The sequence below is a fragment of the Archaeoglobus sp. genome, assembly GCF_017656475.1.
Taxonomy (GTDB): Archaea; Halobacteriota; Archaeoglobi; order Archaeoglobales; family Archaeoglobaceae; genus Archaeoglobus.
Genome location: NZ_JACDNT010000044.1, coordinates 1 through 11286 on the forward strand (window position 1 = coordinate 1; position 11286 = coordinate 11286).

Sequence of the window (11286 nt, forward strand, 5' to 3'; positions counted from 1 at the left end):
CAGTGGGGGTGTGTGATGTGGATGCTGGCAAGAGCTGCAAAGGGTGAGGTTGCGGCATTCAGCAGAAGGACGTTCGGTTGCCAGGGCGGAGGTACTGGGCTGGGATTCGGAAATCTCTACGAAAGGTGGTTTTTAGGAGGCTTTGAGGGGTTCTGCTACTTTCTCTCCACCGGCTATGAGCAGTGGGAGAATGGAAAGAAGCTTCTGGAAGGCATGCGTGAAAAGCTTGGAAAGGACAGATTTGAAAAGATACTGCACGGAGAGAGGTACATAAAATCTCCCGAACTCGTAAAGAAGTTTGTGGAGCAACTACCAATAACAGAAGTGCCGACAGAATACGTTCTGTTCAAACCTCTAAGCAAGGTAAGCGATAAAGAGGAGCCAGTTGTGGTAGTTTTCATCGTAAACCCGCATCAGCTCTCAGCCCTTGTAATTCTGGCGAACTATACCAGAGAAAGGATAGACAACGTTTTCATTCCTATGGGCGCGGGATGTCATCAGATAGGTATCTTTGCCTACAGGGAGGCAGAATCGGATGCCCCAAGAGCTGTTATCGGTTTAACCGACTTGGATGCAAGGATGAATGTCAGAAGGCAGCTCGGCGATGATGTTCTGACCTTCACCGTTCCCTTTAAAATGTTCAAAGAGATGGAGGAGAACGTTGAGGGGAGCTTCTTAGAGATAGGGACGTGGACAAAGCTCGTTAAGTATGTGGATTGAATTCACAGAATTCATCGAAAAACTGTAGAAGCTTTCCCAGAAAAAACAAAAAAGAAAAAATTAGAGTTCGAATTTGCCCTGGAACTTCTTGATCACACCAGCGAGTCTCTGAGCTTCCATTATGTTTCCTTCGATTCTGTATTTGCCCATCATGAAACCGCTGACCGGATCCTCCTGCCCCTTAAGAACTGCAAGCCAGAAGTCTGGAGGAGCAACAACCGTGAAGGTTGGGGAGCTGTGAACGCCCTCTTTAAATTCGCATGTCCCATCAGACTTGTACTCAACGTAGAACTCTTCACCATCGAGCTTGTACTGAACGACTCCACTCCAGCCAGCCATTTCCTTCTGTATCTCTTCGTTACTGTTCTGGAGGTCGCACATCTTCTTAATCAATTCCTTTGCCTCACTCATTTACATCACCTCTTTTGCAACTCATCATGAGAGTCTTTCATATATAAATCTTTTGATTTTTGCCCTAAAAGCTCTTCAACTCTTTTGCAGGAATTCTATGCATTTTTTAGCGTTTTGAACGTAGAAATAAAAAAATTTAAGTTCTCGCAGAAAAGAAAATAATTGATAATTAACTATACAAATCAAGCAAAGACTTTAAGCAACACTGAAATTCAAAACTCGTGCTCGGAGTTATTCTCTCTCTGGTCTCAGCCATTTGCTGGGCATTCAATGAGATAGCATACAGAAAAGGCGTGCGGAGCGTTAGCGTTTTTACAGCGAATTTCCATCGAACTCTTTTCGCCACGCTTTACTTTCTCCCTTTTACCGTATTGGAGCTGCCAGAAACAACCTTCGATATGCAAACAGCCCTTATTCTCATCATTTCAGCAATACTGTCTTTTTACATCGGGGACCTGAGCTACTTTGCATCTTTAAAAAGGTCACCGGTTAGCATCGCACTTCCTGCATCTTCAACGTATCCTGTTTATGTTGTTTTGCTCTCTACGGTTGTTTATGGCGAAAAACTTAGCGTAAACACTCTCATTTCTGCCATCCTTGTATTTCTGGCAGTTTACATTATTTATGGATCAGGAAAGAAGGGGGAAACATCAGGAATTTTTTATGCGCTCTTTGCAGCTTTTTCGTGGGCTCTTGCAATCCTCACTCTCGACTTTCTCACAGACAGGCTTCCCGTCTCGATTGTGGCTTTCGTGAGGCTGCTATTCTGCTTGGTGCTCCTCCTTTTTACAGTAAAAAAGGACGAAATTCTCAACAGGGAATCAGTAATTTTCTCAGGAGTAATAGGGGGCTTTTTCTCATTTATAGGGATTATGCTTTTCATTACAGCGATAAAAATCTCAAATTCGTGGAACGTTGTTCAGCCCTCTTCTTCCTCACCAGTTTTCGCGGCAATCTTCAGCGCAGTATTTTTGAAGGAGAAATTAAGCCTCAGACTGCTTGCCGGAATTTCCGTGGTTATTCTTGCCATTCTTCTCCTTCTTCTTCCTCCTCTTTCATGAGTTCTCTCGATTCGTACTCAAACGATCTCGACTTTCTCTTGAAGAGGTCTTTGATTATAATGATGTCCCCAACAGCCTTAACGACCCTGTAAGGAATAATGACGCCTTTCGCATGCGAGTCTATCAAGGCCTTGTTGTAGTCAGAGATTGCAAGCCCCCTGATAGATTTTGTGTTCTGGTCGAGAATCACATCCTCTACCCTGCCAACATATCTCCCTTCATCCGTAAAGACTCTCATTCCAAAGAAAGTGGTAATCTCCCCAATCATCCCCATGAGAATAGCACAACGAAAAAATATATTAATTTTTTCAAGCGGTAAAGAGCTTGTACTTGGTTTGCGGATTCTTGATTTCGTGTATAATTCTGCTGACAATGAGCTTTTCTGGCTTCTGAATACCTTTGACCCTCTGGGCTATATCCTCAAAACTTTCAAAAGGCTTCTTTTTCCTTTCTTCGATTATTGCCCACATCATCTTCTTTCCAACGCCAGGAAGGAGTTCGAGCTGGTGCATTCTGGTGGTTATCGAATCTGCCTTGTTGAAGAAGTCAACATATTTCTTCTCATCCTGCTTTATGATGTGTTCGATGACGTAAGGAAGTTCTGCCTTTGCGGCAGGAGTTAAGTCTTCATACCTCAACCTTCTCTTTATCTTGAAAACAACATCTCTTTCTCCTTTGCCGATATACACTCTGTCCATAACAAGCGGTTGCTTCCCCTTCCTTATGCTGACCTCAAGTAATGTGAAGTACTTCTCCCCAACAACCTGAGCAAGAGGTTCTCTCCTGTGTATAGGTCTTTTATCATCAGGATGACCGTATGGCATGAAATCAAGTACATAGGCATAATCCTCAAGTTTGTCTTTACTTTCAGACCTTTCTACTCTTTGCTTCTCCATAGCATCAGCTCCTTTTTCAAAATAGCACTATAACTATTTATGTTTTTCTTAAATACGATACTTGTCGATGACGTCCAGAATTTCCTGAATCTGCTCAGGTGTTAGAGTAACTCTTTCTTTTGCGTAGATAATCCTCACTTCGTCAGGAATGCGTGGCATTATATCTACAAGCTTTACAGCTATCTCCTTACTGCCAACCTGAGGCAGTTTGAGAAGCTCATCGACGAGCTCTCTCGCCTTGTCAGCCGGAAGTTTGGAGAAAAGGCGGAGGTGCTTTAAAGCCCTCCTCGTTTCAAACAAAAGCTCGGCCTCTTCCTGCCTTTTTTTGGCAATTTCCTCCATTATTTCCTTTGCTTCAGAAATAGTGATGTATTCAAAATCTCTAACTTCCTTAAACATTTCAACCACTCTGTGGTTTGAGGTGCTCGGGCCTGACAATCAGGGTTTTCATCTTCCCCCCATCCCTCACCTGCACAAGGTAAGCCCTGCCTCTCTGTCCCACGACGACTCCAGTTCTCCCCTGGAACCTCGGATGTGGCATGCCCTTCTGCGAGGCCGGTTCGATGTCAATGTGGACTCTCTGTCCGACATCAAATGTCTGCAGAAACTTCTTGATTCTCACTCCCCTCTCTCTGACCTTTTTCCTTAACTTTCTTCCTGATCTGAACCTGAAACCGTGTGATTTCCATCCCATTGTTGATCCCCGTTTCACTGACACCTGAAGTATATTTAAGGCTTTTTGCGGGTTATGGATGTGAAGGAAAATTATGCTATTGTTAAACCTGCGAATTTACAGGTGTAAATGCTCAAACGATTTCTACTTTCAATCCGAAGGCCCTGTAAATTTCAAAATCCCTATCCCTCGTCACAACAGCCAAATCGTTTGCGATGGCCGACGAGGCTATAAGCAGGTCCTTCACCTTTGGAACTTTGCCATTTTTCTTTAGGGACTTGAATATCTTCACTGCAAGTTTTGCAGCAACTTCGTCATAAGCAAGTTTGGGCATCTTTTCAAGGAATACTTCTTCTCTCTCCTTCAGACTTCCACAGTGCAGTTCAAAGATGGATATGACTGAAATCCCGTAAACAAGGTCTTTTGGGAGCTTTTCAAGTAGTTCTCTGTCTCCTTTGAACAGGTCTATGATTACGCTTGTATCAAGGATTGCATCCATTTCTCAGCCTCCTTGATTTCCTTTTTTAACTCCTCTGCCTCCCTCTCATTTCTCGTCCCGAATCCGAGCAAAAGAAGTTCGTAATTTCCTTCCTTCTTGATCAGATCTCTGATAACTTCTGAAAAACTCCTTGGTTTAAACCGGAAGTTTATGATTGGGCTAAAAAAACATCGAAAATATCTCAGAATTCCTCAATCAGCTCGTAAAATCAATAAAAGCTCAAGTCCAGCCAGCAATAATCTTAATTTCCAAAACAAGCACGGGCCGGGAGGGATTTGAACCCCCGACTGCGGGATTAAGAGTCCCGCGCTCTGCCTGGCTAAGCTACCGGCCCTGTATGACTGAACTACTACTCCGGGTTTAAAGACTTAACGCTAATTTCTTTAACGACCTTCTCAGTTATGCCCTTTCCAATCAAGGATGCAACCCTCTCCCTGTTCTTCACGATGTCTTCAGCCGCTCTTATTCCTGCATTGTAAAGCTTTCTTGCCCTAACCCTCCCGATATTCTTTATTTTGACCAGTTCGAGCAACTCTTCCTTAACACCGTGCTTTATTCTTTCCGTCAGACCCTTGACACTGCTGTTCCCAACCTCATCCGCTATTCTGTCCATCGCGTTGCTCAGCCACTCAGCGGTCTCAACTATTCTCCTCAAATCGCCGGGAGCAATACCGTACTTCACACAAATCTCATCCTCGCTCTTTTCCTCAATCCAGTCCTTGAGGCAAAGGGCAGTTTTGACTTCCGACAAAAACCAGTCGTACTCAACAGAGAAGTCTGACGGATAGTAGCTGAACTCCTTCCTCAGCCTGAAGGCTTCCTCTTCCACCCACGAATCGGTCTTTCTTACAGCAAGCCTTTCCATGTCCGGAGTTCTGCAGATGAGGTGCAAAGCTCCCACATCACTGAGCTCCATCCTGCTGAGGACGTCGTGGAAAATGAACCCTGTCAGGGGATCGATGTATAACCTTGAAACCAGAGAGCCGAGCTTGGTTGGAGCAAATGAGCCATCTTCGACAATCATTCCCCAGTTTTCAAGCTGCCTTACAACCCTTTCAAGTTCGTAGCTGAGGGATATTTCATTCTGCTTGAAGAAGAACGTCTCGGCGAAGAAGTCTTCCAGCTCTTCAAAGGTTTTTGCATAACCGTCACAGATGATGGAGAGGCTGTGAAACCTCAGGTGAGTTTCAACACCGAGTTTTGACGTTATCCTCTCCGGCTCGCCAAATATGTATCGATTTATAGCAACCTCTTTGTCCTTCTTTCCAACACAGATAATGGCCTCCCCCTTCTCATCCATCCCCGGCCTTCCTGCCCTTCCCGCCATCTGCTTGTATTCAGCAACCTTTATTCTCTTTGAATAGCCGTCAAAGCGGTAAAGGCTTCTTACTATCACTCTTCTCGCAGGCAGGTTTACGCCAGCAGCGAGCGTGGGTGTGGCGACAACGACCTTTAACTCCCCTCTCCTGAAGGCATCCTCAATAATCCTCCTCTGCCCGTTCAGCAGGCCAGCGTGGTGGAAAGCCACACCTTTCCTGACGCACTCTGCCAGCCTCCTGCTCATTTCCCCCTCATTCTCTTCAAGTATGGCCTTATCTATGCTGGTGTTCTCAACATATTTTGCCGTGATGGACGACAGCTTGACAGCCGTTCTCTCAGCACCTCTCCTAGTGGATTCGAAAACAAGAACTCCTCCGTTTTCAGCAACACACTCCTCAACAAGTTCCTCAAACTTTGCCCTTCTGGTATTCCTGAAACCATTATCGAAAAGTTCGAGCTTCCCCTCGCAAAGCACGCCCTCGATGAGTGGGACAGGCCTCCAGTCACTCACATAGTAATCAGCATCAAGCCACTCGGCAATTTCATCAATATTTGGAGCAGTAGCTGAGAGCCCTATAATCCTCAAACCTCTGTTCATTCTCCTCATTTTGGTTACAAGAATTTCCAGAGTTGCTCCCCTCTTCTCGGAATCGAGAAGGTGAATTTCGTCAACAACAAGGCAGGTTACTGCTCTAATCCAGCTTGCCCTGTTTCTTATCAACGAGTCAGCCTTCTCACTCGTGGTTACAATTATATCACAATCCCCAAGATGCTCGTCCCTCGACTCGTAATCTCCGGTTGATATGCCCACTCTTAAGCCAATTTTTTCCCACTTCTTGAAGCTCTCATACTTTTCTCCTGCGAGAGCCCTTAAAGGAACGACGTAAAGGCACTTTCCCCCTTTAATGGCTTCCCTAACCATTGCCATCTCAGCAAGAAGAGTTTTTCCCGCTGCGGTGGGCATTGCGAGGAGCAGGTTTTTACCGGGGAAGATCTTCTCCACAGCCTCAGCCTGTGGTGGGAAAAGCTCCTCTATCCCTTCCTCCTTCAAAATGTTTACAGCGTAGCTTGAAATGCTTTCGGCAAGCTCATCAACCTTCACTCTAAGAAGTTCTTTGGAGAGACATTAAAAATTGTCCCCCTATTCGCATTAATTCCAATGATATATAACTACAAATGAGTTCTATTTAAATCCTTTTTCAATTGTTTAACTTGGCAAAATTTAAATAATCACAAAAAGAGAGTGCCTGAGGTGGTAAAAAATGCTTGCGGATTTCATATTGTCGGAAGACCAGAAGGCCATAAAGGAGGCCGCGAGGGAATTTGCAGAAAAGGAATTTCCAAATTACGTTGAAGAGTGTGACAGGGAGGAGAAGTTCCCGTTCGAGCTTTGGAAGAAAGCTGCACAGCTCGGATTCATCGGAATGGCGATTCCGGAGCAGTATGGTGGGCAGGGTCTGGGTGTTCTGGATTCCTGCCTCGTCGTAGAGGAGTTCTGGAGGGTTGACGGCGGACTCGGAATGATTCTTGCCACAACTTTCGGCTCGGAGCAGATCGTCGCCTTCGGCAACGAGGAGCAGAAGAAGAAGTACCTCCCACCACTCGCCAAGGGAGAGAAGATCTGCGCTGCATGCTATACTGAGCCCCAAGCTGGAAGTGATGTAGCTGGCATAAAAACCAGAGCTGACAAGGATGGAGATGAATATATCATCAACGGAACAAAGATGTTCATAACCAACGGCAGCATCGCGGACTACTATGTTGTTCTGGCGAGAACAGATCCAAACCCGCCGAAAAGGCATCACGGCATGTCCGTCTTTCTGGTTGAGAGAGACATGCCGGGAGTTCAGGCTAACAAGCTGACGAACAAGCTCGGTATCAGGGCGAGCGATACAGCAGAGGTTGTGTTCAAGAACGTGAGAGTGCCGAAGGAGAACCTCATCGGCCAGGAAGGGCAGGGATTCTACCAGACGATGATGTTCTTCAACGTGACGAGAATTCCTGTAGCGTTCCAGGCACTCGGACTGGCACAGGGAGCTTTCGAGCTTGCCTACCACTACGCCAGAAACAGAGAGGTCTTCGAGAGAAAGCTTGCGGACTTCCAGGTTACTCAGGAGAAGCTGGCAAAGATGAGAACCGAGCTTGAGGCTGCCAGACTGCTCGCTTATCAGGCAGCTTACTTCCAGGACAAGATGGGCATGCCAGACCCCGGTTTAACTGCAATGGCCAAATATTACACAGCCAAGGCTGCACAGTTCATCGTTAATGAAGCACTGCAGATCCACGGAGGTTATGGCTTTATGGGAGAGCAGCACATCAGCAGGATGTACAGGGATGTGAGAATCCTGGAAATCTACGAGGGTACAAGGGAAATCGAGATGGAGGTCATAGCGAGATCCCTGCTCGGAAAGATACCCTCAAGGCTTGGAGTTGTTAGGAAGCATCCCTTACAGTAATTTTTTAATTTTTTAAGGAAAGGTGGTAGAATGGAAGAGGTGTATATTGTTGATTATTTGAGGTCTGCGTTTTCAAGAAGCAGGCCGAAACAACCTGAAAAGGATGTTTTCAACAAAATTGACATGCCAGCAGTTGCAGCAATGCTGATCAAGGAGATGATTAACAGAACCGGCATCGAGCCAATGGAGATTGGTGATGTCATTACCGGCTGCACAATGCAGATGAAGGAGAACTGGCTTTACGGTGGTAAAGTAGTCCCTCTCCTTGCTGAACTGCCAGTAGAGGTTCCCGCCCACGGTGTTGAGAGAGTTTGCAACTCCTCCACCACCGCTGTCCACCATGGAACGATGGAGATAATGCTTGGCTACTCCGACATTGTAATTGCATGTGGACTCGAGCACATGACCCATCTCCCGATGCAGATGGACCTGAACCCACACATTGGAGTCTCGCCTACTCTCATGGCTCGTGCAGACCTCATTCAGAAGTACGACCTCATGACGGCTATGAGCATGGGATTGACGGCAGAGAAGCTCTTTGAGGTTGCAAAGGACGAGATGGGATGGACCAAGAGGGACTTAGACGAGTGGGGTGTCAGGAGCCACAAGCTTGCAGCACAAGCCGTTAAGGAGGGCTGGTTCCTCAATGGAGACGGCTATCCGATGAAGTGGAAGGGAGAGATTCTGCCCATCGAAGTAGAGCAGGCTGATGGGAGCAAAAAGGTTATTGATGTTGACCAGTCGATAAGACCCGACACAACTCTTGAGCAGGTCGAAAAGCTACCACCAGCCTTCAAGCCCGGTGGAGTTATCACCGCTGGCAACTCTTCACCGCTTAATGCGGGAGCGACAGCAGTAATGCTGATGAGCAAGAAGAAGATGAAGGAATACGGCCTTGAGCCGATGGCCAAGATAGTTTCAATGGGCTGGGCATCAATCGACCCAAGCATCATGGGGGCAAGCCCTGTCCCTGCAAGCAAAAAGGCTTTGGAAAAAGCGGGCCTTGAGGCTAAGGACATCGATTACTGGGAGATTAACGAGGCTTTCTCGGTCGTTCCGCTCTACACAATAAAGAAACTCGGCCTTGATCCAGATAGAGTCAACATAAAGGGAGGAGCTATAGCTATTGGCCACCCGCTCGGAGCGAGCGGTGGGAGAGTTCTCGGAACACTTGCAAGAATCCTCCTCGTTGAGGAGGCAAAGTACGGCTGTGCCACGCTGTGTGGTGCAGGAGGACAGGGAGGGGCAACAATTATCGAGAACCCGTACATCTAACCTTTCTTTTTTCTTTTCTTAGCAAATAACTGAAAAGGCTTTTAACACCCCTTTATAACTCTGATTCATGATAGTTCATCCCATCGATTATCGCTACGGAACTCCTGAGATGAAGAGAATATGGAGTGAAGAAAGCAAGATAAAAAGGATGGTAAGGGTTGAAATGGCTCTCTTACGCGCTCTCGCCAAAAAAGGTTATCTCAGCGAAGAAGAGGCCAAAGAAGCTAAAATGAAAGCCTACAAAGTCACCCCTGAGAGGGTGAAGGAGATTGAGGCTGAAATAAAGCACGATATAATGGCTCTTGTCAAAGCGATAACAGAAGCTACAGGCTGCAAGTGGGTTCATTTCGGAGCAACCTCCAACGATATCATTGACACAGCTACAGCATTACAGTTGAGGGACAGTCTTAAAATACTGGAGGTGAAAATCAAACGGCTTGCGAGAATTCTTGCTGAAAAAGCCGTTGAATATAAAGATGTTGTTTGCCTCGGAAGAACGCACGGACAGGCGGCTTTGCCTACAACATATGGGTTTAGATTTGCTCTGTGGGCTGCTGAGGTTACGAGACACTACATCAGACTGCGGCAGCTTAAAGAAAGACTGCTTGTGGGACAAATGAGCGGTGCTGTTGGAACTCAGGCTGCCTTTGGAAAAGACGGGTTTGAGATCGAGGAGGAGGTCATGAGGCTGCTGAACCTCAAGCCTGCAATAATCTCAAGTCAGATTATACCGAGAGACTCTTACTGCGAGTACATCGAGTTTCTCGCAAACCTGGCAGCAACGCTCGAAAAAATTGCTCTCAACTTCAGACTCCTTCAGAGAGCGGAAGTTGGAGAGATAATGGAGAAATTTGAGGCCAAGCAGGTAGGGAGTTCTACAATGCCGCACAAGAGGAATCCGATAGACTGCGAGAACATATGTGGGCTGGCGAGGGTTGTGAGAAGCTTTGTGGAGCCACAACATCAGTCTGCCATCCTCTGGGAGGAGAGAGACCTGACGAACTCATCTGCGGAGAGAATAACGCTTGTCGAGGCAACAGTCCTTGCAGACCACATCCTGACAAAGATGATAAAGGTCGTTTCGAGTGCCAGCCTCAACCTTGAGAATATCAGGAGAAATCTGGAGATGCAGAGAGGGCTTAACCTGAGCGAGGCTGTTATGATAGAAATGACGAAGAGAGGTGTGAGCAGGCAGGAGGCACATGAGATTTTAAGGCAGGCAGCTATGAGAGCCTATGAGCACAACTCATCCCTTCTTGAGGAGCTTTTGAAAGATGGGAGAATTATGAAATACTTCAGAGAGGATGAGCTGAGAGAGATACTGAAACCGGAAAACTACCTCGGCACTGCAAAGGAGAGGGTCGAGAGGGTTGTAAAATGTGTGAATGAGGTGATAAAATGAGGCTCAGAATAAAGTTTGAAAGTGCTGTCTGCGAGGTTGAGCTCTACGAGGACTGGGCACCTGAAACCGTTAAAGCGATAGCTGAAGCTCTGCCGATAAAGTCCACAGCAAACAGGTGGGGTGATGAAATATACTTCACCACCAGCGTTGTGGTTACAAAGGAGGAAAACTCCAAGGAAGTAGTCGAGTTGGGTGATGTGGCTTACTGGATTCCGGGGAAGGCTATATGCCTGTTTTTCGGAAAAACACCCATAAGCGATGACAAAATAAGGCCTGCGAGTGCGGTTAATGTCATTGGCAAGATCGTCTCAAATATGGAAGACCTCAAAAGTGTTTCAGACGGAGAGGAAGTAATAGTGGAGAAGCTTTAGATTTTGAATTTTTTTAAACCAATAATTTTCCATAGAGGTCTTTAGGACTGAAAAAGTTTTCTTACCAAGTATTGTAACCATATTTCCCCTCTGATAAATCTTCAAACTCAAAACTGGATGCTCAGTGGCCTGGACTTTGTTAAACTGACTGTCTTTTCCCGAAATTATTTCCCACTTCAACAAACCTCTATGTGAAACTTGA

At 46.2% G+C, this 11286-nt stretch carries 14 protein-coding genes and 1 tRNA gene; 6 read left to right on the plus strand and 9 right to left on the minus strand.

Annotation, left to right across the window (positions count from 1 at the left end; genetic code table 11):
* On the plus strand, window positions 1-720 hold a 720-nt coding region (locus tag H0Z19_RS10140), incomplete at its 5' end, for a DUF169 domain-containing protein (RefSeq protein ID WP_290726300.1).
* Between the two features lie 60 nt (window positions 721-780).
* Here the strand turns inward: H0Z19_RS10140 and H0Z19_RS10145 are convergent.
* The gene (locus tag H0Z19_RS10145) at window positions 781-1131 is read right to left on the minus strand and encodes an SCP2 sterol-binding domain-containing protein (protein ID WP_010879031.1); all 351 of its coding nucleotides are present in this window, start codon (window positions 1129-1131) and stop codon (window positions 781-783) included.
* A gap of 221 nt (window positions 1132-1352) precedes the next feature.
* Between H0Z19_RS10145 and H0Z19_RS10150 the strand changes: the two genes are divergently transcribed.
* Window positions 1353-2192, plus strand: a complete 840-nt coding sequence (locus tag H0Z19_RS10150) for a DMT family transporter (RefSeq protein WP_290726303.1) — start codon at window positions 1353-1355, stop codon at window positions 2190-2192.
* On the opposite strand, the gene H0Z19_RS10155 is transcribed toward H0Z19_RS10150, so the two are convergent.
* The 8 genes from H0Z19_RS10155 to H0Z19_RS10190 form a co-directional block, all read right to left on the minus strand.
* Window positions 2149-2466: a PRC-barrel domain-containing protein gene (locus tag H0Z19_RS10155; protein WP_290726305.1), complete on the minus strand. Its 318-nt coding sequence runs from the start codon at window positions 2464-2466 to the stop codon at window positions 2149-2151. The two genes, H0Z19_RS10150 and H0Z19_RS10155, sit on opposite strands and share 44 nt — an antisense overlap.
* Window positions 2467-2500: 34 nt before the next feature.
* Entirely contained in the window at window positions 2501-3088 is a 588-nt protein-coding gene (locus H0Z19_RS10160; protein WP_290726307.1) for a DUF655 domain-containing protein, read from the minus strand.
* 48 nt (window positions 3089-3136) lie between these two features.
* The gene (locus H0Z19_RS10165) at window positions 3137-3487 is read right to left on the minus strand and encodes an RNA polymerase Rpb4 (protein ID WP_290726309.1); all 351 of its coding nucleotides are present in this window, start codon (window positions 3485-3487) and stop codon (window positions 3137-3139) included.
* 1 nt (window position 3488) lies between these two features.
* The gene (locus H0Z19_RS10170; protein WP_290726311.1) at window positions 3489-3782 is read right to left on the minus strand and encodes a 50S ribosomal protein L21e; all 294 of its coding nucleotides are present in this window, start codon (window positions 3780-3782) and stop codon (window positions 3489-3491) included.
* Window positions 3783-3894: 112 nt separating this feature from the next.
* Window positions 3895-4260: a type II toxin-antitoxin system VapC family toxin gene (locus tag H0Z19_RS10175; RefSeq protein WP_290726312.1), complete on the minus strand. Its 366-nt coding sequence runs from the start codon at window positions 4258-4260 to the stop codon at window positions 3895-3897.
* Window positions 4233-4331 (minus strand): hypothetical protein, encoded by a 99-nt coding sequence (locus H0Z19_RS10180; RefSeq protein ID WP_290726313.1) that lies wholly within the window; start codon window positions 4329-4331, stop codon window positions 4233-4235. The genes H0Z19_RS10175 and H0Z19_RS10180 overlap by 28 nt, the downstream gene beginning before the upstream one ends.
* A gap of 189 nt (window positions 4332-4520) precedes the next feature.
* Window positions 4521-4594 (minus strand) — tRNA-Lys (locus H0Z19_RS10185).
* Window positions 4595-4609: 15 nt separating this feature from the next.
* A complete protein-coding gene (locus H0Z19_RS10190; RefSeq protein WP_290726314.1) occupies window positions 4610-6682 on the minus strand; it encodes a DEAD/DEAH box helicase in 2073 nt (690 codons plus the stop codon).
* Window positions 6683-6842: 160 nt separating this feature from the next.
* Between H0Z19_RS10190 and H0Z19_RS10195 the strand changes: the two genes are divergently transcribed.
* The 4 genes from H0Z19_RS10195 (at window position 6843) to H0Z19_RS10210 (ending at window position 11084) form a co-directional block, all read left to right on the plus strand.
* Window positions 6843-8036: an acyl-CoA dehydrogenase family protein gene (locus tag H0Z19_RS10195; RefSeq protein ID WP_290726316.1), complete on the plus strand. Its 1194-nt coding sequence runs from the start codon at window positions 6843-6845 to the stop codon at window positions 8034-8036.
* A 30-nt stretch (window positions 8037-8066) separates the two neighbouring features.
* Window positions 8067-9311, plus strand: coding sequence for an acetyl-CoA C-acetyltransferase (locus tag H0Z19_RS10200; RefSeq protein ID WP_290726317.1), 1245 nt, complete (start codon window positions 8067-8069; stop codon window positions 9309-9311).
* Between the two features lie 67 nt (window positions 9312-9378).
* The gene (gene purB, locus H0Z19_RS10205) at window positions 9379-10713 is read left to right on the plus strand and encodes an adenylosuccinate lyase (RefSeq protein ID WP_290726319.1); all 1335 of its coding nucleotides are present in this window, start codon (window positions 9379-9381) and stop codon (window positions 10711-10713) included.
* The gene (locus H0Z19_RS10210) at window positions 10710-11084 is read left to right on the plus strand and encodes a cyclophilin-like fold protein (RefSeq protein WP_290726320.1); all 375 of its coding nucleotides are present in this window, start codon (window positions 10710-10712) and stop codon (window positions 11082-11084) included. Before purB ends, H0Z19_RS10210 begins: the two co-directional genes overlap by 4 nt.
* Window positions 11085-11286 lie beyond the last annotated feature (202 nt).

Bases quoted from the DNA above. Each gene is read 5' to 3' on its own strand.
- H0Z19_RS10165 (WP_290726309.1), bottom strand. From the start codon at position 3,487: ATGTTTAAGGAAGTTAGAGATTTTGAATACATCACTATTTCTGAAGCA.
- H0Z19_RS10200 (WP_290726317.1), top strand. From the start codon at position 8,067: ATGGAAGAGGTGTATATTGTTGATTATTTGAGGTCTGCGTTTTCAAGA.
- H0Z19_RS10145 (WP_010879031.1), bottom strand. From the start codon at position 1,131: ATGAGTGAGGCAAAGGAATTGATTAAGAAGATGTGCGACCTCCAGAAC.
- H0Z19_RS10160 (WP_290726307.1), bottom strand. From the start codon at position 3,088: ATGGAGAAGCAAAGAGTAGAAAGGTCTGAAAGTAAAGACAAACTTGAG.
- H0Z19_RS10155 (WP_290726305.1), bottom strand. From the start codon at position 2,466: ATGGGGATGATTGGGGAGATTACCACTTTCTTTGGAATGAGAGTCTTT.
- purB (WP_290726319.1), top strand. From the start codon at position 9,379: ATGATAGTTCATCCCATCGATTATCGCTACGGAACTCCTGAGATGAAG.
- H0Z19_RS10175 (WP_290726312.1), bottom strand. From the start codon at position 4,260: ATGGATGCAATCCTTGATACAAGCGTAATCATAGACCTGTTCAAAGGA.
- H0Z19_RS10195 (WP_290726316.1), top strand. From the start codon at position 6,843: ATGCTTGCGGATTTCATATTGTCGGAAGACCAGAAGGCCATAAAGGAG.
- H0Z19_RS10210 (WP_290726320.1), top strand. From the start codon at position 10,710: ATGAGGCTCAGAATAAAGTTTGAAAGTGCTGTCTGCGAGGTTGAGCTC.
- H0Z19_RS10170 (WP_290726311.1), bottom strand. From the start codon at position 3,782: ATGGGATGGAAATCACACGGTTTCAGGTTCAGATCAGGAAGAAAGTTA.